Below are 25,638 nucleotides of genomic sequence, written 5' to 3'. Positions count from 1 at the left end.
GAAAACTAAACAGTCCTCAGCATTGTAGTAAGGGTTCGCTACGACACATCTTCCTACATGGCGCACATCCTCATTATCGATGACGAAGCGGGGATCCGCGATACACTTGCGTGGATCTTCGAATACGAAAAACACTCGGTGCTGACCGCCGAGTCGGGTTCGGACGGCCTCAAGATTATCAACGATGGGACACCGGTCGATTGCATCATCCTCGATGTCAAGATGCCGGGCATGGACGGTCTCGAAACGTTGCAGCGCATTCGCGAGATACGCTCCGATGTGCCGGTGATCATGATCAGCGGTCACGGAACGATCGAAACCGCGGTCGAAGCGACGAAGCTCGGCGCGTTCGATTTTGTCGAGAAGCCGCCGGATCGGGAAAAGTTATTGCTCATCGTTCGTAACGCTACCGAGAAGAAGCATCTCGAAACGCAGGTTCGCATCATGCGCGAGCGCCTGCAAGGACGCGAGAATATGCTCGGCAATTCGGCTGCGATGCGCAACATCCGATCCATGATCGAACGTGTCGCTCCGACGGAAGCACGGGTACTTATTACCGGCGAGAACGGATCGGGCAAGGAGCTCGTCGCCCGCGGCATTCACAAAGGCTCGCGCCGAGCCGAGATGCCGTTCATCGAAGTGAACTGTGCTGCGATTCCGCGCGATCTGATCGAGAGCGAACTCTTCGGCCACGAAAAAGGCTCGTTCACCGGCGCACAGGCACAGCGCATCGGGAAGTTCGAGCAAGCCGACGGCGGCACGCTCTTCCTCGACGAGATCGGCGATATGTCGCTCGAAGCGCAAGCAAAAGTATTGAAGGTGATCGACGAAGGATGGATCGAGCGCGTTGGTTCGTCGAGCGGCAAGCCGATCAAAGTCGATGTGCGACTGATCGCCGCAACCAATAAGAATTTGCCGGAGGAGATCCGCGGCGGACGGTTCCGCGAAGATCTCTATCACCGCCTGAACGTCATTCCGATCTTTGTTCCGCCGCTGCGCGAACGGCGCGAGGACATCCCGATGCTCGTGCGTGCGTTTGCCGAGGAGTTCGCTGCCGAAGCGAAGCGTCGCGCGCCGAAGTTCGACGAAGGGGCGATCCATTTGCTCGTCTCGCTTCCGTACAGCGGCAACATCCGCGAGCTTCGTAACGTCATCGAGCGCATCGTGATCCTTACCGGCGCAGAGACGGTGCACCGCGAAGACGTCGAACGCCTTGGTGTTGCATTCAGTATGATGCCTGGCGCAAGCCCGGCCCAACCTTCCGTGGCTCCGTCTGCTGGGGCCGCCGCGAGCCCGGCGAGTGTAGACGACGAACTGGCAAAGAGCGTCATCCTGACCCCCGCCGATATGGCGCGTATCAAAGCGGCCGAAGTCGAGGCATACGCGGGGGCGGGAATTCATCCGTTCGAAGAAGCGCTGGCTGCCGGCACATTCCAGGATTTCAAAGACCGCGCCGAGAAGATTTATATCGAAGAACGACTGCGCGAATTCAACTGGAATATCAGCCGCACCGCCGAAGCAATGAACATCCAGCGTTCGCACCTCTATACGAAAATGCGCAAGTTCGGGCTGACGAAGGATAAAGGGAGCGGCGAGGATGTCGATCTCGACGATCTCGAGTAAGATCGTCTGTTACCCGGCGCCTGTTCCTGCGTAGAGACGCGGATACGCTCATTCTTACTGCCCCACGCAGACCACCCATGAAGATATTAATATCGTACCTGAAGTACTATCGCCCGCTCGTCGCGTTGGCGTTGGGACTTGCTGCCGTCAACCAGATCTTTTCGCTGCTCGACCCCTACATCTTCGGTCGTATTGTCGATACTTACGCGTTGAAGTTCTCGTCCTACACGACCCAGCAGTTCTTTACGGGTGTCGGCTTTATGCTCTTGCTCTCGGCCGGAACGGCGTTCGTCTCGCGTGTGGCAAAGAATTTCCAGGATTATTATATCAATGTAATCACCAACCGACTCGGTGCGCGCATCTACACCGACGGCGTGCGCCACTCGCTCGAGTTGCCGTACTCGATGTTCGAAGACCAGCGAAGCGGCGAGACGCTCGGCAAGCTGCAGAAGGTCAGAACGGATATCGAACGCCTGATCGCATCGACGATCAACGTCGTGTTCACCTCCGTGATCGGCATCATCTTTGTCACGGTGTATGCACTGTACTTGCATTGGGCGATCGCCGTGGTGTATTTCATGATCGCTCCGCTGATCGGGTTCCTGAGCCTCACACTCTCGCGTCGTATCAAGAACATCCAAAAGACGATCGTTGCCCAGACGACCGCGCTGGCGGGCTCGACGACCGAATCGCTCCGGAATATCGAGCTTGTAAAAAGCCTCGGGCTGACACATCAGGAGATCGACCGATTGAACTCGACGACCGATAAGATTCTGGCGCTCGAACTCAAGAAGGTAAAGTATGTACGCAAGCTGAGCTTTTTGCAAGGCACGACGATCAACTTCTTGCGTTTGTCGCTGCTGCTATTGATGCTCTATTTGATCTTCACCCGTGCGATCGCGCCGGGCCAGTTCTTTTCGTTGTGGGTCTATTCGTTCTTCATTTTCGGTCCGTTGCAGGAAATCGGCAACATCATTGCAATGTATCGCGAGGCAGAAGCGTCGCTGCAGAATTTCTCGGACATCATGAGCGCGAAGCCGGAAGAAAAACCGGCGCATCCGAAGGCGATCGGGATGCTCAAGGAGTTCGAATTCAAAGGCGTCTCGTTTCAACATCAGTCGGCGAAGTATCCGGCCTTGCAGCATATCTCGTTCACCGTTAATCGGGGCGAGACGATTGCCTTTGTCGGGCCGTCGGGGGCAGGGAAGACCACGCTCGTGAAGATGCTCGTCGGGCTCTACCGTCCGCAGGAAGGCGACGTACTTTATAACGGCATCTCGGGTTCGCAGATCGATCTCGACGAACTCCGCGAGCGCATCGGGTTTGTCACGCAGGATACGCAGCTCTTTAGCGGGACGATCCGAGAGAACTTACAGTTCGTGCGACCGGGCGCGACGGATGAAGAATGTATGGACGTGCTCAACAAAGCATCGTGTCAAGGGTTGCTTGCGCGCGCATCTGATGGCCTCGATACCGTGATCGGTGAAGGCGGCGTGAAGGTATCCGGTGGCGAGAAGCAGCGCCTTTCGATCGCGCGCGCGCTCCTGCGCAAACCCGACCTGCTCGTGTTCGACGAAGCGACGTCCGCACTGGACTCGCTGACCGAAGAAGAGATCAACGAGACGATCCGCGACGTTAGCTCAGGGTCGGATTTGGTGACGATCATGATCGCGCACCGCCTTTCGACGATCATGCATGCCGATCGTATCTACGTGCTCGAACGCGGCGAGATCGTCGAAGCCGGTAAACACCACGACCTCCTCGCCGAGAAGGGACTCTACTTTGCCATGTGGCGCCAACAGATCGGCGAACGCACCCACGGCGCCGCCAAAGTCCTCGCCGAAACCGGCGTGATGCGGATGAAGAATTAAGGCGGACAATACCAATGTATCGTAGAGACGCGCACATGCGCGTCTCATCGTTCGGATAGTGTCCATAGTTAGTTGGGCGGTGTACGAAAGAACCACCCCAACCCCTCCTCGTCGAGGAGGGGCTCTCTTAGTGTCTTTGCTTACGCTGAATTCAAAATGGTGTCAGTATCCTCAAGCCGGCGCAAGCAAGGATGTTCAATTGCAGGAATAGTAAGGCACCGAAACCGATAAAGACCCGTAAAGAACTGCAATCACTCGGATTGAATCGTATAAAAATAGAGACTTAGTCGCCTAAATTAACACTCGGCTGTGCGTGTCTCCGAGAAGCAAGGACATGACGGAAGAGGAGACGCGCATGTGCGCGTCTCTACAACACCCTACACCTTCATTCCCACAGGTGCGCGTAATATTAAATCTTCCACAGGCACCTTGACCTATTATATTGTATCCATGGAAAAAACCCAACAATGGGCACCATCAGGTTTCGCAAAACGTCCGCTTCGGCGGACGTTTTCGTTAGGGGAGGTTGTGCGCGTGTGTAGCGATGTTCGGATGAAAAATAAGGAGGTTACAGACCGAGTTTGGATATACGAACGATTCCTTCGTCGTCGGCATTCTGTAAGTCGCTCAATTGCATCACAGCACACTATGAAGAATCCCCTCGTTGTACTTTGCGCCGCATTGCTGGTGCTCATCGGTATTACCGATCTTCAGGCAAAAGTAGGCGACACGACCCACGTCGTTGTCGTTGATAAGCACCTCTGGGACCAATTCCCCGGGACGATCCATAATTGGGGCGTCTTTCCTGCGGCCGGAGGACATTACGAAAAAGTGTTGCTGCGTTACCGGTTGACATGTCCGAAGCCAAGCTGCGGCCAATGGGATTACACGACGAAGGTCATCCTCCGCCAGCATACCGGCATCATCGATTCGGTACTGAAAGATGCGCCGAACTTCACCGTCAACGGCGGAATGCAGGACTCCTTCCAGTTCAGCCATTCGCCGACGATCACGACGTCATATAACTCCACAAAGAAGAAGACGGATACCGCAGCTTCTGCCTCGGTGCAGATCATGCTCTATCAGAATTTTGTCAACCCATGGAAGCCGATCGATTCTGTCACCGTATGGCCTGCCGGTTACTGGAATTTTTTATATGATAACACTGGTGCGAAAGTCGATTCGTTCTATGTCCGTCCTGATAGCGTGTACCATCTGAAGACGGTCAAGGCGTACTGGCCGTATGAGCGGACGTTCGATTATGAGGTCGCCCGCTACATCACTCCGTACGGACAGGGTTTCCCGACGAATTGGACCTATGTGTGGACGATGGATGTGACCGACTACGCATTCCTGATGCACGACAGTGTCGAGTTCTTGTCCACCTACGACGGCTACACGCAAGGCTCGCTGTACTCGTTGTCGTTCGACATGATCGAAGGCTCGCCGGCACGCGAGACGTATCGTGTGGACCGCCTCTACGATGGCTATTATCCGTACGGTAACGTCAACGACCCGATCTCGAACTACGTCAAACCGGTGAACGTGTACATGGACCCCAATGCTGACTTCGTGACATTCCGTACGTTTACGACCGGTCATGGCAACGCCGGACCTTCGGCCGCGGCAGAGTTCTTGGAGCGGACGCATGAGATCTGGCTCGACGGGACGAAACGCTATGAGCAACACCTCTGGCGCACCGACTGCATGTTCAACCCGGCCTATCCGCAGACCGGTACGTGGACACTCAGCCGCGCCGGTTGGTGTCCCGGCGACAAAGTAGATCCGTGGGATTACGATCTGACGGCCTACGGCAAAAAGGGAGATTCGATCAATGTCGATTACCGGTTCGAAGATTACAATGTGTCCGGTGGCGGTTACGCTGTGCAGGCGCAGGCGATCTATTCGAAAGGACCGAAATACAATACCGATGTGGCCATCATGGCGATCGAGGCTCCGACGAACGAACCCCAGTTCAAGCGTACGAACCCGATCTGCTCTCAGATGGCGCCGATCATCGATATTCGAAACAACGGGAAGTCGGATCTGACATCGCTTACGATCCGCTACGGCATCAACGGCGCGACCGATCATACGTTTCAGTGGACCGGTCTGTTGAAGTATTACCAGACCGGTGTCATCACCCTGCCGGGCATAAATCTCGGCACCGACACCAACACGTTCAATGTCGTGCTGGACCAGCCCAACGGCACGGCCGACGAGTACACGAACAACAATACGGGCAGCTCGGTCTATTTCATGCCGAAGATCTATTCGAGCGTGATCGCACTGGCATTGAAAGTCGATGACATGTCCTCTGCGGGCATTGACAATGGCATCCGTTATGAGGTGCGCGATGCATCGGACAAGATCCTCTATAGCCAGGGCGGCTTTGCGGATGGCGAGAGCGTGAAGGACACATTCCGATTGGCAACGGGTTGCTACCGCTTCATCATCTATGATGAAAGCGAGATCCCGCAAGGACTGTATCCGTGGTTCATCCAGGGCGCGAAGTTCGGAAGCTACTCGTTACGCGATGATAAGAAGGTCGTGATCTGGAATGCAACGACATCCAATAATCTCGCAAGTTTCGGCGGCCGAGAGATCATTCCGTTCCAAGTGTTGGGACAATCGTCCGTTCCGGTATCACAGTTTCAGTCGCCGCTCGACTTCCGCATCGTTTCGAATCCGGCGCACGAACGCATCGCGCTCGATCTTTCACCCTCCGGAAGCTACGAAGGAAGCATGACGATCACGGTTAGCTCCATCCTTGGGAAGGACCTCGTCACGCGAACCGTCACCCAGGATGACGGTCCGCGCATTGAGATCGACATGCAACACTACACTGCAGGCAGTTATATTGTCCGGATAGAGTACGGCCAGCGCCGCCTTTCAAAGATGGTGGTGTTGCAGTAAGGGACGAATACGTTCGTCGTTACCGAAGACTGACCGAGACAAGCGAATCGACCACACTGCCATTCGGCATCGGGCTGTAGCTGGAGTTGCTGTTGGTGTTGACCGTCTTTCGGCCGAAGTAGCCAATCGTCGGAATGTATGAGTAGTCCACTCGAACGACGGTTGTGTAGCTCTGGTCGATCGACGGGAGTGTCACGGTCACGGTGACGAGTTTCGCGCAGTTGATCGCGTCATACTGTTTCGTCGAGACACCCAGTGACGACTTGCTCACGAATGCAGACGTCATCTTCATTTCTACGGTTGCCTCCATACCGGCGAGCGATGTTTCGACCGTGCTGTCGCAGACGACGAACGTACCGATCGTCTGCGGGAAAACGAACCAACGACCCGGTAGGCTAATGCCGTTGAGGATCGGGATCTCCTCCTCCCAGATTATCACCGATGAGTCAGCGCCTACGGCCAAATACGTCGTGTCACGACCTGTGGCGACCACCGACACGTTGGACCTTCCGAACAGCGGCTGTCCAACTGCCACGACGGACGCTTCACGCGTTGTATCGGACCCGGGAATGCGCACTCCCGATTCGTCGGTGGAGTACTCGCCGTACCGGAAGGTGTCGCCGACGTGGAGCTGATGGTTCGTCGCGACGGGCACGGTCGCTACCGGGTCGTTTGAACAGGCGGTAAGCCAAATGAGGAAGAAGACGCTTCTGAAGCGGAAGGTTGGGGCATGGGATTTTGATTCGGTGTCCATATAAAGTACTTTGAAAAATAAAGTTAATGGATAAAAAAACTGCGAAAAAATATCAGCGGATCATCTTCTCGAGGCTGTCGATGTATGCCTCGAATGCCTTTCTCCCGGTTGAGGTGATCTTGTAGTGCGAGATCGGTTTACGATCCTGGAAGCTCTTTTTCACGGCGATGTACTTCGCTTCCTCAAGCTTCTTCAGATGTACGCTCAGATTCCCGTCGGTCGTGTTGACCTTCTCGCGCAGGTACGTAAACTCTGCCTCGTCGACCGAAGCCAAAACGGCCATGATCGCGAGCCGGATGCGCGAATGGATGAGTTCGTCGATCTGCTGGTAGTCGAAATTCTTCACGATTGTGCTACGATCGTCGAAAGTTCTCGTTTCGAGCTGCGATATAATAGAACCCCGGGGACAACCTGAAATGCAATGAGCATTAGAGCGTACACACCGAGCGAATGCACAGATGGCCAAAGCATCATCTCGATTGCACCGAGCCACCATCCGTAGGAAATGTTGCGAACCCAAGTTTTGTCATATAGGATTCCGCTGACGTAATACGCCATACCCGCAATGATCGACGTGATGGACATGATCGCCAACGGATGAATTAGGTATTCCCCCGAGATTTGCGGTGAGACGAATGTCAATGTAATGACCAGGCCGATGCAGACGCCGCATGCGCCCCAGATTGAGCCCAGCAAGCGGCTTGTCAGCGTGCGCATCCTGAGCTTCTTGACCTTCCGGATCTTATAAAAATACACGTAGGCCCAGCCGAGGATCGACAGACCGATCCACATCCATCCGGTTCCGAGGTCTTTCTCCAGGAGGGCTGAAATGTAGGTAACGATCATTCCGAGGGCAACGATGATACCCCATACGATTGACGGCTTTCCGTCATCGACCATAATGGTACTGGAATCGGTCATCATCTTTCGGATGAAGGCTAGGTCTTCTTGTGCATTGATGGTTTCCATAGTAATTGATGGATGGTATAAAGTACTTTGAATTATAAAGTCAAATTACTGCAAGTTCGTTCCCGAAATTTCAGGACAAAGAAAAACCCGCCGTGTGGGCGGGTTTTGTCCGATGAAACGACCGTAACGGTCGAAACTGTGTTAGGCTCTCGGTCCGGCGTTCTTGATCTCGTCCGGAGTACCGGCTTCGAATTTCTTGAAGTTCTCGACGAACTTCACTGCGAGATCTTTTGCATCGCGGTCGTAGGCAGACTTGTCCTCCCACGTATCGCGCGGGTTTAATATCTCGTTCGGGACTCCGGGCACCGACTTCGGAATGTGCAGCCCGAAGATAGGGTCCATCATCGTATCGACGCCGTCGAGCTTGCCTTCAAGCGCAGCGTTGACCATCGCTCGGGTATACGGCAGATGCATACGTTTGCCGATACCGTACGGACCTCCGGTCCATCCGGTATTGACCAACCAGATCTTCGAACCGTGTTCGTCGATCTTCTTGCCGAGGAGCTCGGCATACACGCTCGGGTGATGCACCATAAACGGCGCTCCGAAGCACGTCGAGAAGTTCGGTTCGGGTTCGGTGACGCCGCGTTCGGTACCGGCGAGCTTTGCTGTATAGCCGCTGATGAAGTGATACATCGCTTGCTCTTTGGTAAGCTTCGAGATTGGCGGAAGTACGCCGAATGCGTCAGCAGTCAAGAGCACGATGTTTTTCGGATGTCCACCGACGCTCGGGATGACGGCATTGTCGATATACTCGAGCGGATAGGCAGCACGGGTATTCTCTGTGCGCGAACCGTCGTTGTAATCCGGCACGCCCTTCTCGTCAATGGCCACATTTTCGAGCACCGACCCGCGTCGGATCGCGCTCCAGATCTGTGGCTCGTGCTCCTGCGAGAGCTTAATGCACTTCGCGTAGCAACCGCCCTCGAAATTGAAGACACCCTTGTCGCTCCAACCATGCTCGTCGTCACCGATGAGCTTGCGTAGCGGATCGGCGGAGAGAGTGGTCTTGCCAGTGCCGGAGAGACCGAAGAAAATGGCGGTATCGCCATCCGGTCCGATGTTCGCCGAGCAGTGCATCGGCATCACATTCTGCAGCGGCAAGAGGTAGTTGAGCGTCGTGAAGATCGACTTCTTCATTTCGCCCGCATACTCGGTACCGCCGATCAGGATGAGCCCCTTCTCGATATTGAGCACGATGAACGTCTCGCTGTTCGTTCCGTCGGTAGACGGGTCGGCTTTCACCGACGGAATGTCGATGACCGTGAACTGCGGACGGTGCTGCGCGATCTCCGATGCGCTCGGAACGATGAAGAGGTTCTGGCAGAACAGATTATGCCAGGCATACTCATTAATGATTCGGACATTCAACTTGTACGTCGGGTCTGCGCCGGCATACAGATCAGCAACGAAAAGCTCCTTCTCGTTCATTGCCGCCTGCATCTTGGCATAGAGGCGATCGAATTGCTCGGTGGAAATGTCACGGTTGACCGTGCCCCACCACACATGCTTCTCGCTCGACGGGTGGCGAACGATAAACTTATCTTTCGGGCTGCGACCGGTGAACTTGCCGGTCGAAACAACAAGCGCTTCATTGGAAGCAAGTCTGCCCTCGCCTCGCGATAGCGCTTCGGCGTAGAGTTCTTCGGCAGATAAATTAAAATGAATACGTGAATGCGAAACTCCGTGATCGTGGAGCAGCGCAGTAGACTGTGTCTTTTCTTGGCTCATTGTGATCGAATATATAGTCGGTCTGTTCGCCGGAGATGACAATTAAGAATTCCTCGCGGTGAGCAGGACGTATTAAAACGAATCCCCGGGGGGTTCTGTTCTACGATTTGCCGATGCGCCGAACCACCCTGCATATCGTACTTTTGCTGGTATTGGGGCTCTATTACAACGGAGCAACCGCCGTGTGGCTCGCCTATTCGACGGTCGCGAAAAACTTCTTTATCGAACATTGCGAGAACCCTACGAAGCCATGTTGTAAGGGGCAATGTCATGTGAAGGAGATCGCCGATCGATCGGGTAGTGCCGATGAGTCGTCACCCTCATCCGGCAGCAGAATTCAGATTGCCGATCCGCAGCCGACGATCCCCACTGCGTTCGTATTGCAAGCTCCTGACGTGCACCGTGATCTGGCATCATTCGATCCTTATAAACCGACACTCCACGGACTGCTCGAGAGTCCGTTTCGCCCTCCTCGTGCCTGAACGGTTTCTTCCAGGACTAACTATCTACGCGGGCGTAGGCTATGCCCGTACTTGTATTACCGTTCAAAGGCATGTGCTTTTTTATTATGAAATCAATCATTGTTTCTGTGTGCATCCTACTTTGTAGTGTTGTCTCTGTATCCGCACAATGGTGCAATATTCATCTCCCTGCATCACCGCTTTCGGAGTGCGATTATTGCGAATGTTCGCAAGGATTGACGGCGCTCGAAGCAGGAGGATCGGGTATTCGATATGAGGTCAGGTCATTACTGCTCGGATCGAAATATGAAGGCTCGAACTCGATTCCGAACCCCGATAACCTTCACGAATCCTATCTGACGAACCAGTTCACATTCTTCTACCGCTTTACCGAGACACCACTTACAGCGGTCGTGAATGTGCCGTACGTCGTCCGAACGGCAAGCGACTTCCCTGAAGATGGCGGGACCAAGATCGTCAGCCCGTCGGCGAACGGTTTCGGAGACTTGAGTCTCATGCTCCGGGCAAGTGATCAGACGTCGTGGGACGACGCGCTCGTCGTGCTCAGTGCGACAGCGGGTGTAAAGCTCCCCACCGGACGAACCGATCGGCAATTCGCCGGCGAGTATATGGATATCGACCTTCAACCTGGCAGCGGCTCGACCGATTGGTTGGCAGGCGTGGGGGCGATCTGGTCGAGGGAGCGGTGGACCGTCGGGATCAATGCTCTTGCGGGTTTCACCGGTACCGGCGCTCGCGGACATCGCTATGGCAATTACGCCAATGCCGATGTCGGTGCACGCTTCAGACTATTGCCGGACGAAGCTGCTTCGACGGCATTATTTCTCACATTCGCTTTCGGCGGGGAGATTCGAGCGAAGGAAACTCAGGATGGAACAACAATCGATGACTCCGGCGGATCGATATTTTTTGTTGCACCAGGGTTGCGCATTCACTTCAATGATGCACTCTCGTTCGATGCACGTGCCGAAATTCCCGTTCGGCAATATCTGAACGGCGAACAGTTTGGGCAGTCCTACCGGCTCGCTGGCGGAGTGCAGTGGATGCTTTGACTTTGTTGAATACAGAATGGGACCCACGTTCCGGGTCCCGTTCTGTAGTATTCCAACGTCGGGTCTTATTGTTTTACCATCTGCTTGACGAGCGTTCCATGCGGGGTTGAGAGGCGGTAGAAGTACACGCCTGCCGCGAGTGCATCGCCATTGAATTCGACGGTATGATCTCCGCCGGTAAGGAGTCCCTCAACGAGTGTTGCGACCTCTGTCCCGGTCTCATTGCTCACCGTGAAAACTACGTGACCATCGGACGGAGTAGTAAACCGAATACTTGTGCGTTCGGTAAACGGGTTTGGGCTATTCTGCATCAACTGCAACGAGCCCGAAGAGGTCTCGGAGACACCGTCGGTCAACTTCGAGCCGGTAATCGAAAGAATGTCGTTTGCCGCGTCGTATTCATAGGTATAGGAAGAGAGGGGGAGGGTGGCAGGTCCATTCAATACGCTTCCATCAATACCATATCTTGAGCCGTGGGTCGAACAATAGATATAGCCACGAGCCTTCGTGTATGCTTGTACCGTTGACCCTTGGTGCGTACAAATGGCTGTCAGTATGCTAAATGTATAAGGTCCGGTACCTGTGCAGGTAATGACAATTGGTTTGGTATTATTCGGTGTCGGTGGACGGTAAATTACAGAACCGTCTATTGCCTTCAATGCCGGGTAGGTGCTGAGGAAGTTCTTGATCTGGATCGTACCAAGTATTCCATTATCAATGCCACCCATGGCAAATACCTTCGACCCACATGCGCACACCATTGGTGCGGCTGCAGTGACGAGCGTCGCTCCAAGAGCTTGTTTCAAAAAGTCTCTTCTCGAATTCATACGTTGCGGTTTCGGATGTGCCGAGCCTACCCCACGACTGGGTAAAATCTGTGTTAAGACACGGAAAACTCCTTCTTTGTTTCAGGGGTGTCGCATTCAAACCGCGATCATAGCGAGCCGCTGAGGGTGAGACGTGCGCGTCTGACATTCTCGTTGTACGGTACCCAGAAACTCCCGTCGCTGCCAAGGAGATTCTCTAAACGTAGTCCCAGCGACCACCTTTCGTCGATCCGGTAATCTGCTCCGGCGTTGAGGAACACGTAATTTGCCGTTGTGCGTGAAAGTATTCCAACGCCGAGCATCGGTCGTAGTTTCTCGCTCAGAGAGCCGAACGTGTAGCTGGCATGTGCGTTGACGATCGGCTCGAACGGGAGCTGTTTGTCGTCCTGTACCGAGCGTGTCGACGCGAAGCGCAGATCGAGTGTGAGCCGGTCGTTGCGGAAGAACTCAATCGCTGCGTCCGCTTCGAAGATCGCAATATGTATATCGGTGGGGAGCGCATAATACCGGGTGATCGCACCGGAATCCTGCATCGAACCGAATTCCAGAGCACCGTGCGTCGTGCCGAACGAGATGGTGCAACGCAAATACTCGTCACTCGAAAGAAAGTAACTGGCCCCGAGCGTCGCCTGATATTTCGCGATCGCTGCTCGCCGATCGTCGGTTGTCAAGAGCGACCGAAGCAGTGTATCATGTGCGATCTGCATCGGAGCGTAGAACGGATTTCGCGCAGCAAGTTCGTCGTAGCTACCGGCGGTCGCATCCTGTTTCAGTTCGGCGTAGAATGAAAGATCTCGTGTCACTTGCGTCGACGCACGAAGCCACGGGAAGAGATACGTCGTATTCATTACCGGATCGGCAGCGAGGATCAGCGATGCGCCCGCCGTCCAACCGATGAATTGGTCGGATGCCGAAAGCAGGCCGGCCGATAGCGTTGCTGCGCCGATGCCCGTACTGCCAGACAATGATGATGCGGCGTTTGCACCATCGTAGCGCAGTCGTATCGTATACGCCAATGTTGAATTGCTCGCACGATGATCCATCGTGATGCCAACTGCACCGTGCCTCTCCGATAGTCCAGTCGCGGCATTGTCGGTGAAGAACGAGAGGTCGGCCGATGCGGAAGCACGGAGTCGTTCGGTCGAACCGACATCGAATCGAAGACCAAGTTCCGAGCGGGTGAGTGCCGCATCGATACGTCCGCTATCGGTAACGAGATCACGAGACAGCGATCTGGCTCCGAGCCGTGCCGTGAGCACGGGGCTTGCGTCGCGCAGCGGGATTTGCTCGGAGGGGAACGAGAAGATGCCGGTTGCACCAGCTTTCCATTCGTTCGCGAACGGACTTTCCGACGCGATGCGATTGATATACGATCCGTGTACGTCGATACTCGAGCGGTCCGTACTCACCACATGGGCGCCAGCCTCGATCATCGGGGCATACGGCGTGCCGACGCCAACAAGAAGGGTATAGCGTGGTGGTGCAGCGGCGATCACTGGCTTTGGCGTCGAAAGTTCGTCGAAGAGGGGCAGATCTTCTTTCGACACAGGATCCATTCGCATCGGCAGCGACGAATCGAACGGCACTTGGCGCCGTGCGGTCGTTACCATCATACGGTCCGGGTAATGAAAGCGGAGTCCTTGCGGTGTTCGCTCCGTTTCGGGCAACTCCGCGATCATCGAGTCGAGCCACTCCTTGTTCGAGAGCGATACGGCGGAGTCGATCGTGACGATCGCCGAGTCGTGGACCATCGTCGAATCCAGCTCTTTCCCAGAATTGGAACGAAGACTTTGTGCGATGATCTTGTCGGCTTTGACCGTATCGCTGAAACGAATGACACGCGGAATGTTCGCTCCCCGAAGTTTCAATTCGCGCTCCAGCGACGGTGGCAGGCGAAGTGTCTGCGGTTGGGCCACTACAGCCGAAGAGCCGAGCAGCGTCAGCAGAACGGTACAGAGTATGTGTTGCGATCGGGTCAGAGCGCCTTCTACAGTAACGGTGATAGTCGCGTAGTAAACACGATCGATGTCAGAAATGGCACAACAAACAGATTGTTGCGACCAAGCACACAACATCGGATCGTAAAAATCAGAAGCGCGACCATGTGGCCGCGCTTCGTATCACTCGTAGTGTCAATGATCGTTACTCGCCGCGTTCTGCCGCTTCGAGCTTCTCTTTGAGCGAGCCGAGTTCGCCGAGCGTAAAGCTCGATCCACTCGATGTAGCACGGTACTGGCGAAGCGTCGTGCGCTGCGCTTCCTTTTCGGCGGCAATCAGCGACAGGACGATCTTCCCATTGCGGCGATCGTATTCGATCACTCGAAGTCCTTCGATCGGCTTGTCCTTGCGGAAGACATCTTCCAAACGTTCGATACGATCGTGGCTCAGCTCGCGACGCGGGACAAACCCTTCGTTGCCGTCTTCGAACGTGACGACAAGGCCGCCCTTCGTGACTTCTTTGATCGTGGCGTTGTGATCCGAATTCAGACGATACGTCTCTTCGCGCTGACGGGCCGGGTTTTCGATCAACCGCTTTTTCGAGCAGGTCACGCGATGGCGCTTCGGCTCGATGGTCAACAACTTTACTTCAAACTCTTCGCCCATCGATACGCCGTCGGAGACCGTCGGGATACGATCCCACGAGATCTCCGAGATCGGCAGGAATGCGACGATCCCGTTCGGTAACGAAACTTCCGCACCCTGATCGACGATCGAAACGACCGTCGCATTTACGACATCGCCTTCGGATATGCCTGCAAACTTCTCGACCATCGGGTCGGGTGTCAGTTGCTTCACGCCGAAGCGAACGAAGCGCTTACGATTGTCGATCTCCAGAACTTTTGCCTTGAGCGTTTCGCCGCGCTTGCAGATCTCATACGGGTGATTGAACCGCTGCCACGAAAGGTCTTTGCCGAGGATCACCGCTTCGACGCCCGGGCCCATATCGAGGACGACATCCTTGATGTTGAACGACTTCACCTTCACATCGACGGTGTCGCCGACGTTCAGATGCTCGAGCGTATCTTTTGCATTCTTGCGAAGTTCTTCTTCGAGAACCATGCGATGCGAGACGCGCACATGGTCGGCGCCGTTCTCATGGCGAACATCGAGGACGCGAACAGGCAACGTCTTGCCGAAGTACTTGGCGATATTGCGATCGGGATCGAGATCGATATGGTTGTTCGGCATCGACGCGACCGTGCCATCCTCGAGCGAAACCTCGAGGCCGTTACGGGCCCACTTCAGCACCTTCGCATTGAGTGTCGCTTTTTGCTTGCGAAGCTCTTCGAAGTGAGCGGATGTCGGCGACAACTGGCCGTCAACATGCGTGGTGATGTCTTCCGTTACAGGTGCCGGTACAGGGGCTTCGGTCGAAGCTGCTGCGGTCGGCGTATCGTGTGCGTCGATATCGAATACCATCTTGGTCCTTCCTTTGCGATAGGGGAGAGTAGAACGACGGCGGAGCCGAAAATGTCCCGTCCTTCTCGCGGCCTGGGGAAATACGAACGATGAAATTTTGGCAGCCTTTCGAAGATTCAGCATTGCTCTACCAGTGAGGTGCCAATTTGCGGGATTCGGTCTGTAAGTACATAAATCATCAACAACATAATTGTGCACACACCCGGGCAACTGAGTACCTGACCGGAAGAACTGGGAGCTTGCGGTCTGAGTATATGTGGATTTGCATTTCAATGGATATTTTGAATCTGTGACGCCTGGTGCCCGTCACTTCAAGAACAAGATACATCATTCAAGAACCAGTGTCAAGGTGCCTATGAACGAATTAATATTCCGAGCACCTGGGGCTATTGTGGAGACGCGCATATGCGCGTCTCCGCTGTCCGCCTGTTCTTGCTTTCTGAAAGATTCGCACCGCCCGAGGCAACCACCCCACCCCCTCCTTGTAAAGGAGGGGCAACTGTTTTTCCTTGCTTGCGCCGGCTTGAAGATACTGGCGGTATCTTGACTTCAGCGTAAGCAAAGACAAATAAGAGCGCCCCTCCTTTACAAGGAGGGGGTGGGGTGGTGCTTTCGCAAACCACTCAATCAATCATTGGTACTTTCCGAACCATGAGACGCGCATATGCGCGTCTCTACATTGAACCACCTGTCATTCTGACCCTGAGCAACGCGAAGGGGAAGAATCCCTTCGGCGGAGCCTCGCCACCCTTATGGCACCTTGCATCCCCCTATCACCGCTCGATCACCAGACTCCCGCCGCAGGCACGCTCACCAGTACGGACTCGTAGATAATAGATCCCGTTCGCAAGTCCGCCCAGATCGAGCCGGATCATCGCATCGCCATTCGGAATATTCTGCTGTTCTTGCCAGACGACCTCGCCGAGTGTGTTGACCACTTCGATCTCGGCCACGCCAGCCGCCGCCGAACGAACCGAAAGCCTTACCGCTCCTGACGACGGATTCGGACGGATTGCATCGATGAAGAGCCCCTTCGTCCGAAGAAAGCGAGAAAGGATACTGTCTCCGCATTGCAGCGCAAGCGTGAACGTTGTCGCAGAGGTATCCGCCGAGAGGACACAGTTTGAAAAGTCCTGATCGCCGTCATTGAGCTGAAGGTTGGAGATGGCAACTGTCGTTGAGGTCGTATCTGTCAGGTATGCTTTGAACGTGAGTCGTGCTATGGCCAGCGTCGGGTCGAGAGACATGTCATTAGCATTGACAACGACATGAACCCCTCTCTCCTTTCCGAGGAAAGGGGTTAGGGGTGTGGTCACTATCGTGGCACCGCCAACGTTCGTTGCTTCGGCCGTCTTTTCGAGCAAGTCGCCGTTGTAGAGTAGATCAAACTCAATCTTTGACAAGCCACGAGATGAAATCGCTTTATCTGGAGTGATGACGAGATTCGTGGTTTGCCCTGTGGCGACGGATGGTGTTATGAACGCGGAACGCAGCGTCAGGTTCTCCTTCTGGATCCGCCCTGCGCCGGTGAGGGTGATCGTGGTATCATACTCTGAAGTGCCGAGACGAAACTTGAGGAGGAGTTGAGCATTATCCGTGCCACTCATCTGCGGGGCGTAGTGTATCACGATGGAATCGCCTGCATGTGTCGTGCGTGGCACATCCCATGGCGAAAGCAATGTAAAGCTCTGGGAACCGACAAGTGTGGCGCTGATGAGATCGGCCGATTGGCCGCTACAGCTATCGATGAATACAAACGTGATTACCGAATCGAGACTACTTCGGCATCGTATCGCAGCAAATGAAAGCGTAGTTGCCGATAGCTGGGGCCTGACGACCTGTTTGTTACTCGTGCCGACAATTGAGATCGTCGTGTCGATTTCTGTGTTACCCAATTCTAGCCGCAGGAAAAGTTGCGCGGTGTCTGTTTCACCCGGGGTTGCGCTAAAGCGGATTCGGATCGAATCATTCGCAGTCAGTACGCGAGGCGAGTCTGTCGGTGAGAGGAGTATGAAATTCGATGAGCCCTGGAGTTTAGCCTGAACGAGCGTTCCCTCCTGTCCGCTGCAGGTATCGCGATACGTAATTGAAACGGCCGTATCAGTTGACAAACACCCGCTGTGATCGAACGACAGTTTGCTAAATGAGAGTATGGGTACAGCAGGAGCTACGCGACTCGAACCATGCAGGGAGATAGTGGTATCTTTATCGACGAAGCCCAAATGAAGGCGCAGATGTAGCGCAGCGCTGTCTTCGGAGACACCCGTACCGTGGTAGCGAAGTACAATGCTGTCGGAGGGGTGAATCGTCCTAACGCTGTCCGAAGGATGAACGATTGAAAATGCGGACGAACCGCTGAGGGTCGCTCCCACAAACGTGGCTTGGTCGCCGTTGCACGGATCGAAGAATGTGAATTCGATGGCGGTGTCCACGTCCGACGGACAACCGGAAACATTACAAGAAAGACTATCCGTGGATAGTTGAAGCGTTGCGTCACCTCCGATCCCGGTCGTATTTGACCACAAGGTGCCCAGCATGTCGCTCGCCCAGACGTGGTTGTTAAGAGCAGTAAACCGTATATCACGATCGGCACTAGGGCCGCAAATTGAATGCCAACCAGCTAGACTATTTGAGACCACGTAGACACCCGACCCATTTGACTGGTGACCAGGCACCACTGTGTTGTCTGAGGCCTGTACGAACAGCCTCCCCGAGTCCGCACGGATTGTACCTGTGATCACAAAAGGCAGGGGCTGCGATGCGATCCAAGTGTTACCTGCATCCGAGCTGCGTAGTATAAGTCCCCTCTCATTTCCCGATGAGGCGTTCTCGCTGGCAAGGAAGAAATTTCCCTGGTGCATGCAGGGTTGCCATGCCTCGGAATCGATGGTGCTCCTTGTCCAAGAGTTTCCTCCGTCAAAGGTTAGGTATGCAGGTGAGCCACCGGATATCTTTCCTACCGTAGACAAAATACCTGTCTTCCCTTCGTCAAATGCTAATCCATTTCCACCTGTCTGCTGACCTCCACTTATGATCGGAAGCCACGAGAGGCCCTCGTCGCGTGAGCAAAGCGCGGGAGCTTCCCAACGCGATAGGAAAAGAATTCCACTGGTCCTGTTGTAGCAGACCGCCGTGCAATTATCACTTCCAGAGGTATTTGCGTCGAGAGTTAGTTTTTCCCATGTTGCACCGCCATCGGTCGTTTTGTAACAACCACCTAAACCAGCTGCTCCACCGGCTCGCATGCCAAACCAACCAGTCAAACTATCTTTGAAAACGATCTCGGAGATTCCAAACTCAATTCCGTAGATGGACCGAAAACTCAGCTGCCAATTGGCACCGCCATCCGTTGTTCGCCACACTTCGGCATTCGTCGGCGCCTGCGTGTAGTTCGTCGTGCCTACTAGACAAACGAATTTGCCTGTATCAACACCGGTGGGAAAACAAACCGTCGAAACGTAGTGATTGAAGTTGCCGAAGTTGTGCACTTGTCTCCATTGCCCGCTCGCGAGGTCGGAAAAGGCCAGGTTGACTACCGCAAAGCTCACAATCCACCACCATAACCATGAGCGGTCGATGCAAGCAGTATACCAGTTGTTGGATGTGTGCTTTGTTCTATCCAATTGCGCTGTATCGATAACGTGCACACATCGTCATGGTTACACATACAAAAAGGCCCCGTTCGGAGCCTTTGCTAAAATTCACTTTGTGCGTCACTCAATCCTCCCGCTCTCTGGCGAAGGCGTAGGCGGGTTGGGCTGTCGTGACGAGACCGACGTCTTTGGCGTCGGTGCGGATGTCCTCGGAGTGGCGGAAGAGGATCGAGTCGTGGTAATAGTGCGTCAGCAGGAAGCACAGGATGATCATGTAGTACGCCTGATCGAAACTGAGGTGGTGATACTGCTGCGTGAGCAGGAGGATGCCGATGACCGAGATCGCACTGAGCGCTGCGAAGACGGTGAAGCCGTAGAACTTCCACCATTTGCCGGGTTCAGCGAGCCGTTTCATGCGCGGGTTCGTGATCTCGCCGCGCTCGTAGCGCAGACGGTTGATGTACCAGGTCAGGCCGAGGTACTGGAAAGAGTGCCACGAGTTGAGCCCCTGAAACGCAACATCCAACTCATGAAAGAATGGCGTGAAGAACGTCGCGAGCACAGTGACACCAATCAACAACGTCTTCGGAATGTTGCCGATGCCGAGCTGGAACTCGCGGATCGTCTTTGCGACAAAGAGCAAGAACGACGCGCCGAACAGGACGCTTGCAATGATCCAGACCGCGTCCACTTTCAACGCTTCCGGGAAGTAGAGCAGGTTCTGCCCGACGGTGAACGTGTTGTGCGTGAATCGGTACATCGCCATCGGATAGAGCGCCGTGAGCACAACGGCGTAGTCGATCGGCTTCGAATAGCGCGTCAGCACGGACTTCTGGCGGTCGGTGTAGCAATCGACGATGAAGACGATCTGGTCGAGCACGTGAAGGCTCGCCCAGAAAAAGAAGAACGTCAGCAGATACGTAAAATGGAAGATCGCCGAGTAGATCACCAGCGAGGGAATAATGAACGCCATCGGAATGATCGTCCAGTACCGTTTGCGGAATGTCGGCTCGAGAATCGTGCGGGTGTAGGTCGCATACATGTGCGGCCCGCCGATCGCGAATGCGATGATGGTATTGACCGTATTGCGAGCAAAATCCGGGTCGAAGCCGATAGCCTGACCGAGATAGTACGTCCCGTACGGGATAATCATCAAAACTGCCGAAAGCGACACCCACGTCAGGTCCCACTGTGGAGAGCGAAGCCACAGCCGATCCGACTTGTTGCGCGTGACATCAAGTGCGAAGCTACTCATACCGCTGTTAAGACGGGCAAATGCCTTAAATATTCCCTACTAATTTACTACCAAAAACTGGAGATTGTACTCCCCTTCGGGGGATAAGTTTCTATCGCTATAGAAATTAGGAGGTTGTGGGTGCCTAATCGCTATAATACTTTGATTGCGACCTGATAGAAATTACTCACCGCTCCAATGACCTCGTATTTCAGGTAGTACGACCGAACAAAATCGGTGAAGGCGAGGTATTCGTGGGCTGGAACGTTGAATTCGTCGAAGAAAATGATATCGCCCTTCTTTAGATATGGGGCGAGAGACGTCAGGACATACAGCGTCGAGCTGTAGAGATCGGCGTCCATCATCAGCACCAGCCGTCGGTCGAGCCGATGTTCCTTGATAAATACGGGTAGTGTCTGTTGGAAGAGGCCGGTCTGGTAGCTGATGCGGTCGTCGGCGATCTGCGGCGGCGGCCCGAAGTTCATGTCGCCGGCCTTGTATGGGCCCCAATCTTCGGGGAGTCCGGTAAACGTGTCGAAGCCGTAGAACCGCGCATTGGGGTTCTTATTGTTGGCCGTCCACCATTTCAGCGACAGACCGGAGGCTACGCCGAATTCGAGGTAGTCGAACTCTTGCAGATTCTCGGAGGTACAGACATGCTCATAGAGCGAGTAGCGCTTGTCGTAATCGCGCTTGAACGTGTAGAAATCGTTGAACTTGACGTTCGGGGAATGCTGGCTGATCCACTTCGAGACCGCAGAGAGGCCCGAGGCAAAGCGCATCACCTTGGCCAGCGGCTCGAAGATGATGTGCAGTCGCAAGAAAAAGAACAGGCCCTTTAAGAGTCCGCGAAATTTCATCCTGGAATCGAAATCAATCTATTGAATCGGTCAAATTTACGGGATTATCGGGCGTATCAGGTAAAATCGGCATTCATAAGTGCCCGCCAGATCGTGTGACAATACTTCGGACAATCGGTATATTAGTACTACATAATATATCACTATGAACGCGATCGATCGTTTGAGCACCAAAATCATCCTGATTATCCTTCCATTCCTGAGTATCTTCATCGGTTGTTCGAAGGATGTTGTTACTTCCTCGCCGACAACGGGCACGATTTCCGGTACGGTCATCGACTCGAACGGCACAGGGGTTTCGGGTGCATTGATCTCAAGTTCGCCGGCGTCGAGTCAGTTGCTTTCGGATGCGACCGGGTCGTATACACTGCCGGACCTGACGCCCGGCTTTTATACTGTCACTGCGTCGAAGGAGCCAACGGGTACAGGAAGTGCGGCGGTAAACGTTGTAGCAGGGAAGACGACAACGGCGATCATCAGACTCAATCCTGCTCCATTGACCACAGGGATCCTCGTTGGAACCGTGACCGACACGGGTGGGGTGGGAATCGCTGGAGCCGATGTAACGACCGTCCCCGCGACGAGCGCGGTACAGACCGATGCGGGCGGACACTTTGCGATCTCGAACGTGCAGGCAGGCAGCTACAGTGTGCGAGCGTCAAAGACAGGGTTCTCGACATCATCAAAGAGCACGGTGGTTGCGATCGGACAGACCAGCACGGTCACTCTTATACTGAGCGGTGTTGGTGATATTCCGACGGACGGACTCCTCGTGTATTACCCGTTCGACGGCGATGGACATGATGCGAGTGGGAACGGACGTGATCTGGACTTAACGTCTGCTACGTTTGGGGTTTCGCGTTCCGGCCAGAAGCAGGCCCTTCTCTGCAACGGCGGTTCAACGGTTGCAACTGCCCAGCCTGACGAAGAGATGAACAGTTCGACCCTCACAGTCTCTCTCTGGATCAAAGCGCCCAACCCAAGCGCGAACGGTAATTTCTCGATCATTGACAAGTACCTCGGTAACTCGTTCAATGGGTATACTCTCTGGTTGACAAGCAATAATATCGAGTGGCTGTACGGAACGGGAAGCTCGTTTGCATTTACGGTAATCGATCGCTCCAGTGTGTTGGATAACGGCTGGCATTCGATCGTATGCACTGCAGACGGAAACAAGGTGACGATGTACTTCGACGGTGCGATTGCCGCCAGTGGGACCTGGAGTGGAAATCCTGGACGTACGACACAGCAGCGGGGGCTGCTGATCGGGGCAGGGACGACCTCCGACAATATGGTTTCCGGCTTCTTCCAAGGCGCGATCGACGACGTCAGGATCTACAACCGCGTCCTGAGCGCGAGCGAGATCAGCACATTGGCGAAAGAGCAATGATCTACGATGCTTCGACGACAAGTTTCTTCAGCAGCCGCTCCGCTTTCTTGCGCGTTGCGGGGCGCGTGTTGCGAAGTTGACGTTCAGCGAAGGAGACGATCTTCGGGTTCTCGCGGTCCTCGTGCGCATACTCCGAGAACGCTTCGAGCGTCTTGCCGATGACGATGTTGCGGCACTCGCTCGTTTCGAAAGTGTAGCGCTCCACTTTGAGCAGCTCGCCGGTGATCGCATGCCGTAGCTCTGGCCGTGCGTTTGCGATGCGCCCAAGCGCCGCAACCGCATGATTGGCCGTGATGAGCTTTCCGTCGCGCAGCATCCGAAATAGCCGCGGCAGCAGTGTATCGATCAGGTGCCGGTCATCGGTGCATGCAAGATAGCCGATGGCATCGGTCGCGCACCATTTGAGAATATTGTTGTGGTCGTCAAGGATCGGGACGATCGAATCGAACGCAGGATAGAGTGTCTCGGGGTGGGTCTTGGCAAGCTCTACCAACTGTTTTGCCGTTGCGAATTTGACCTTCGCGATCGACGACGACAATCCCGTAAGATGAATGCCGTTGTCGCGCATAGCGAGATACAGTTGTTGAGTCAGGCTACATAACAATCCGCACCAACGAAAAGGTACCCACGTTTTCTCCGGGGTAGTTCAGTATAAGACCTCAATCAGTAACGTCATTCTGAGCAAAGCGAAGAATCCCTTGCTGGAACGCAGGGAGGCTCCGTTCTCTGCCGCTTCCTATACCGTTTCACCAAGCCATTGCTTCGCTGCGCCAAGCGCAAGCTCGAGATTGCCGAGCACTTTGTCTTCACCGAACTTCGCGAGCAAACCCGATTGCTCAAGCGCGATGAACGGCTGCGAGTGGATCTCGGCGATGAGGAACAAGCTTCCGCGCTGTGCGCTCTTCTTCCAAATGTCTTCGATCGCTTTCATCCCCGTCGCATCGAGCGCAGGGACGTTGCGCATGCGCAGGATCATCACCTTCGGCGGCGTGCCGAGGTCGCGGATCGTCTCGGAAAATTTCTCCGCGGCACCAAAGAAGAACGGGCCGTTGATTTCAAAGATCTGTACACCACTCGGGATCGCCGTATTGAGAAGCGTCTGCGATATCTCGGGGTCGGCTTCGTCTTTGAACTCGTTGGTAATCACGCTCACATTCGTCACGAGCGCCATGCGGCGCATGAAGAGGAACGCCGCCATGATCATCCCGACCTCGATCGCCACCGTCAGGTCGATCACCACCGTCAGTACGAATGTCGTCACGAGGATCATCACGTCGCTCTTCGGCGCTTTGAGCATGCTCTTGAATGTTCGCCACTCGCTCATGTTGTAGCTGACGATCACGAGGATCGCCGCAAGCACCGGCATCGGGATCATCGACGCATACTTGCCGATCGCGAGCAACACGAGTAATAGAAAGAGCGCATGCACGATGCCGGCGACCGGCGTACGGCCGCCGCTCTTGATGTTCGTTGCCGTGCGTGCGATCGCGCCAGTGGCCGGGATGCCGCCGAAGAGCGGGGAAGCGATGTTCGCAATGCCCTGCGCGACGAGCTCCATGTTCGAACGGTGCTTCGTCCCGAGCATGCCGTCGGCCACCACGGCCGAGAGCAGCGACTCGATCGCGATCAGGATCGACATCGTAATGACCGACGGGATCAACTCTCTGACCGCCGCGAACGTCATGTGAGGTACTTGCGGCGCGGGGATCGAACCGCCGAGCACTTTGAACTTCGAGCCGATCGTCTCGACCGGAATGTTCAGCGCTTGCACGAGCACCGTGATCACAATGAGTGCAATGAACGGCCCGGGGATCTTCGTCGTCACGCGCGGCCAATAGACGATGATCGCGATTGTCGCCAGCGCCACGCCTGCGGCCCACCAGTTGATATCGGCCACATGCTGCGCGTACGCGCTCCATTTCTCGATGAGCTCTGCCGGGACCGCACCCATCTGCAAGCCGAGCAGATCTTTGATCTGCGATGAAAAGATGATGATCGCAATGCCGGACGTGAACCCGGTGATCACCGGCGCAGGGATGAACTTGATGACGCCCCCGAGCTTCGCAAGGCCCATCACGAGCACGACGATGCCGCTGAGCACGGTTGCGATCATCAGCCCGTCCACGCCGAACTTCTGCACGACGCCATAGATCACGACGATGAACGCGCCCGTGGGCCCGCCGATCTGGATGCGGCTCCCGCCGAGTGCAGAGATAATAAACCCCGCGACGATCGCCGTGATGAGTCCTTTTTCCGGCGTCACGCCGCTGGCGATACCGAACGCAATGGCAAGCGGCAGCGCAACGGTGCCAACGATCAGCCCCGCAACGAGGTCTTTATAGAAATCTTGTCTTGTATAACCGGAGCGTAGGGTGGTGACGAGCTTCGGAGTAAAGGCAAGCGGCAGTTGTATCTTCATTACTGCACAAAAATACGACATGCCAAACACGAATTTTAGATTCGTGTTTTCAATCCGATGCTTTATCGCATGCAAGGATGCGATATAGGGCCGCGCTTACCTCCTCGGCAGCGCTGCTCTTTACAACTGTGAGTTAGCCTGGATACATTGGGATGTGGCGTACATTCCTGCTTACTGAAAAATATGTGTGTCCGAAAGTCCCTCCCCAACCCTCCCATAACGTGAGGGCCTATTATCTACTTTGCTTACGCAGGTTGAAGATTTTACAAACCCTTACATAGGCGTAAGCAAACAGGAAAAAACCCCCTTCTCGTCACGGGAAGTCGATTCTCGTTGTAATAGATTCCTCCTTCGTCGGAATGGCATATCTTTCGGTCTTGTCATTCCGACCAACGGGAGGAATCTGGGGGTGCGATAATCTATGGGCGTTGTGGCTGCTTGTAGATTGTTGTTGTTACGGGTTCCGCAGTTGCTCTAAGTCGGTCGCCAATTCTCCT

General features: G+C 54.7%; 17 protein-coding genes. 6 read left to right on the top strand and 11 right to left on the bottom strand.

Annotated features, from left to right (window positions below; genetic code table 11):
* The first annotated feature begins 57 nt into the window (after positions 1-57).
* The 3 genes from JSS75_03225 to JSS75_03215 all read left to right on the top strand — a co-directional run bounded on the left by JSS75_03225 (position 58) and on the right by JSS75_03215 (position 6,410).
* Positions 58-1,623: a sigma-54-dependent Fis family transcriptional regulator gene (locus tag JSS75_03225; protein MBS1902695.1), complete on the top strand. Its 1,566-nt coding sequence runs from the start codon at positions 58-60 to the stop codon at positions 1,621-1,623.
* A gap of 77 nt (positions 1,624-1,700) precedes the next feature.
* On the top strand, positions 1,701-3,494 hold the full coding sequence (locus JSS75_03220; GenBank protein MBS1902694.1) for an ABC transporter ATP-binding protein: 1,794 nt from the start codon (positions 1,701-1,703) through the stop codon (positions 3,492-3,494).
* Between the two features lie 648 nt (positions 3,495-4,142).
* Positions 4,143-6,410, top strand: coding sequence for a hypothetical protein (locus tag JSS75_03215; protein MBS1902693.1), 2,268 nt, complete (start codon positions 4,143-4,145; stop codon positions 6,408-6,410).
* Between the two features lie 19 nt (positions 6,411-6,429).
* Here JSS75_03215 and JSS75_03210 read toward each other — a convergent pair whose 3' ends face one another.
* From JSS75_03210 to pckA, 3 genes are all read right to left on the bottom strand, one after another.
* Positions 6,430-7,164 carry a hypothetical protein gene (locus JSS75_03210; GenBank protein ID MBS1902692.1) on the bottom strand — a complete coding sequence of 245 codons (735 nt, stop codon included), beginning with the start codon at positions 7,162-7,164 and terminating at the stop codon, positions 6,430-6,432.
* Positions 7,165-7,216: 52 nt separating this feature from the next.
* A complete protein-coding gene (locus tag JSS75_03205) occupies positions 7,217-7,660 on the bottom strand; it encodes a transcriptional regulator (GenBank protein MBS1902691.1) in 444 nt (147 codons plus the stop codon).
* Positions 7,661-8,274: 614 nt separating this feature from the next.
* Positions 8,275-9,864, bottom strand: coding sequence for a phosphoenolpyruvate carboxykinase (ATP) (gene pckA / locus JSS75_03200; GenBank protein ID MBS1902690.1), 1,590 nt, complete (start codon positions 9,862-9,864; stop codon positions 8,275-8,277).
* 113 nt (positions 9,865-9,977) lie between these two features.
* Between pckA and JSS75_03195 the strand changes: the two genes are divergently transcribed.
* Together JSS75_03195 and JSS75_03190 are read left to right on the top strand one after the other, a co-directional pair.
* Complete coding sequence (locus JSS75_03195; GenBank protein ID MBS1902689.1) at positions 9,978-10,346, top strand: hypothetical protein; 369 nt, start codon at positions 9,978-9,980, stop codon at positions 10,344-10,346.
* A gap of 86 nt (positions 10,347-10,432) precedes the next feature.
* Positions 10,433-11,398, top strand: a complete 966-nt coding sequence (locus tag JSS75_03190; GenBank protein MBS1902688.1) for a transporter — start codon at positions 10,433-10,435, stop codon at positions 11,396-11,398.
* 65 nt (positions 11,399-11,463) lie between these two features.
* Here the strand turns inward: JSS75_03190 and JSS75_03185 are convergent, their stop codons facing one another.
* The 6 genes from JSS75_03185 to JSS75_03160 all read right to left on the bottom strand — a co-directional run bounded on the left by JSS75_03185 (position 11,464) and on the right by JSS75_03160 (position 21,332).
* Positions 11,464-12,204 (bottom strand): Rieske 2Fe-2S domain-containing protein, encoded by a 741-nt coding sequence (locus JSS75_03185; GenBank protein ID MBS1902687.1) that lies wholly within the window; start codon positions 12,202-12,204, stop codon positions 11,464-11,466.
* A 128-nt stretch (positions 12,205-12,332) separates the two neighbouring features.
* Positions 12,333-14,141, bottom strand: coding sequence for a hypothetical protein (locus tag JSS75_03180; GenBank protein ID MBS1902686.1), 1,809 nt, complete (start codon positions 14,139-14,141; stop codon positions 12,333-12,335).
* Positions 14,142-14,367: 226 nt separating this feature from the next.
* On the bottom strand, positions 14,368-15,645 hold the full coding sequence (locus JSS75_03175; protein ID MBS1902685.1) for a 30S ribosomal protein S1: 1,278 nt from the start codon (positions 15,643-15,645) through the stop codon (positions 14,368-14,370).
* Between the two features lie 773 nt (positions 15,646-16,418).
* Entirely contained in the window at positions 16,419-18,182 is a 1,764-nt protein-coding gene (locus JSS75_03170) for a T9SS type A sorting domain-containing protein (GenBank protein MBS1902684.1), read from the bottom strand.
* A gap of 1,180 nt (positions 18,183-19,362) precedes the next feature.
* Positions 19,363-20,493 (bottom strand): hypothetical protein, encoded by a 1,131-nt coding sequence (locus tag JSS75_03165; GenBank protein MBS1902683.1) that lies wholly within the window; start codon positions 20,491-20,493, stop codon positions 19,363-19,365.
* Between the two features lie 131 nt (positions 20,494-20,624).
* Positions 20,625-21,332, bottom strand: coding sequence for a class I SAM-dependent methyltransferase (locus JSS75_03160; protein MBS1902682.1), 708 nt, complete (start codon positions 21,330-21,332; stop codon positions 20,625-20,627).
* Positions 21,333-21,477: 145 nt separating this feature from the next.
* On the opposite strand from JSS75_03160, the gene JSS75_03155 reads away from it, so the two are divergent.
* Positions 21,478-22,722, top strand: coding sequence for a carboxypeptidase regulatory-like domain-containing protein (locus JSS75_03155; protein MBS1902681.1), 1,245 nt, complete (start codon positions 21,478-21,480; stop codon positions 22,720-22,722).
* A gap of 1 nt (position 22,723) precedes the next feature.
* Here JSS75_03155 and JSS75_03150 read toward each other — a convergent pair whose 3' ends face one another.
* Complete coding sequence (locus tag JSS75_03150) at positions 22,724-23,290, bottom strand: hypothetical protein (GenBank protein MBS1902680.1); 567 nt, start codon at positions 23,288-23,290, stop codon at positions 22,724-22,726.
* Positions 23,291-23,458: 168 nt separating this feature from the next.
* On the bottom strand, positions 23,459-25,141 hold the full coding sequence (locus JSS75_03145) for an STAS domain-containing protein (GenBank protein ID MBS1902679.1): 1,683 nt from the start codon (positions 25,139-25,141) through the stop codon (positions 23,459-23,461).
* Positions 25,142-25,638 lie beyond the last annotated feature (497 nt).

The sequence above is a fragment of the Bacteroidota bacterium genome (assembly GCA_018266755.1).
Classification (GTDB): Bacteria; Bacteroidota; Ignavibacteria; order Palsa-1295; family Palsa-1295; genus JAFDZW01.
The sequence above is the reverse complement of the archived record's forward strand: the minus strand, read 5'-3'. Positions and strand labels throughout refer to the sequence as shown.

What these genes read in the sequence shown, in the direction of transcription:
- JSS75_03225 (MBS1902695.1), top strand. Translation starts at nt 58, where the DNA reads ATGGCGCACATCCTCATTATCGATGACGAAGCGGGGATCCGCGATACA.
- JSS75_03220 (MBS1902694.1), top strand. Translation starts at nt 1,701, where the DNA reads ATGAAGATATTAATATCGTACCTGAAGTACTATCGCCCGCTCGTCGCG.
- JSS75_03215 (MBS1902693.1), top strand. Translation starts at nt 4,143, where the DNA reads ATGAAGAATCCCCTCGTTGTACTTTGCGCCGCATTGCTGGTGCTCATC.
- JSS75_03210 (MBS1902692.1), bottom strand. Translation starts at nt 7,164, where the DNA reads ATGGACACCGAATCAAAATCCCATGCCCCAACCTTCCGCTTCAGAAGC.
- JSS75_03205 (MBS1902691.1), bottom strand. Translation starts at nt 7,660, where the DNA reads ATGGTGGCTCGGTGCAATCGAGATGATGCTTTGGCCATCTGTGCATTC.
- pckA (MBS1902690.1), bottom strand. Translation starts at nt 9,864, where the DNA reads ATGAGCCAAGAAAAGACACAGTCTACTGCGCTGCTCCACGATCACGGA.
- JSS75_03195 (MBS1902689.1), top strand. Translation starts at nt 9,978, where the DNA reads ATGCGCCGAACCACCCTGCATATCGTACTTTTGCTGGTATTGGGGCTC.
- JSS75_03190 (MBS1902688.1), top strand. Translation starts at nt 10,433, where the DNA reads ATGAAATCAATCATTGTTTCTGTGTGCATCCTACTTTGTAGTGTTGTC.
- JSS75_03175 (MBS1902685.1), bottom strand. Translation starts at nt 15,645, where the DNA reads ATGGTATTCGATATCGACGCACACGATACGCCGACCGCAGCAGCTTCG.
- JSS75_03170 (MBS1902684.1), bottom strand. Translation starts at nt 18,182, where the DNA reads ATGCTGGGCACCTTGTGGTCAAATACGACCGGGATCGGAGGTGACGCA.
- JSS75_03165 (MBS1902683.1), bottom strand. Translation starts at nt 20,493, where the DNA reads ATGAGTAGCTTCGCACTTGATGTCACGCGCAACAAGTCGGATCGGCTG.
- JSS75_03160 (MBS1902682.1), bottom strand. Translation starts at nt 21,332, where the DNA reads ATGAAATTTCGCGGACTCTTAAAGGGCCTGTTCTTTTTCTTGCGACTG.
- JSS75_03155 (MBS1902681.1), top strand. Translation starts at nt 21,478, where the DNA reads ATGAACGCGATCGATCGTTTGAGCACCAAAATCATCCTGATTATCCTT.
- JSS75_03150 (MBS1902680.1), bottom strand. Translation starts at nt 23,290, where the DNA reads ATGCGCGACAACGGCATTCATCTTACGGGATTGTCGTCGTCGATCGCG.
- JSS75_03145 (MBS1902679.1), bottom strand. Translation starts at nt 25,141, where the DNA reads ATGAAGATACAACTGCCGCTTGCCTTTACTCCGAAGCTCGTCACCACC.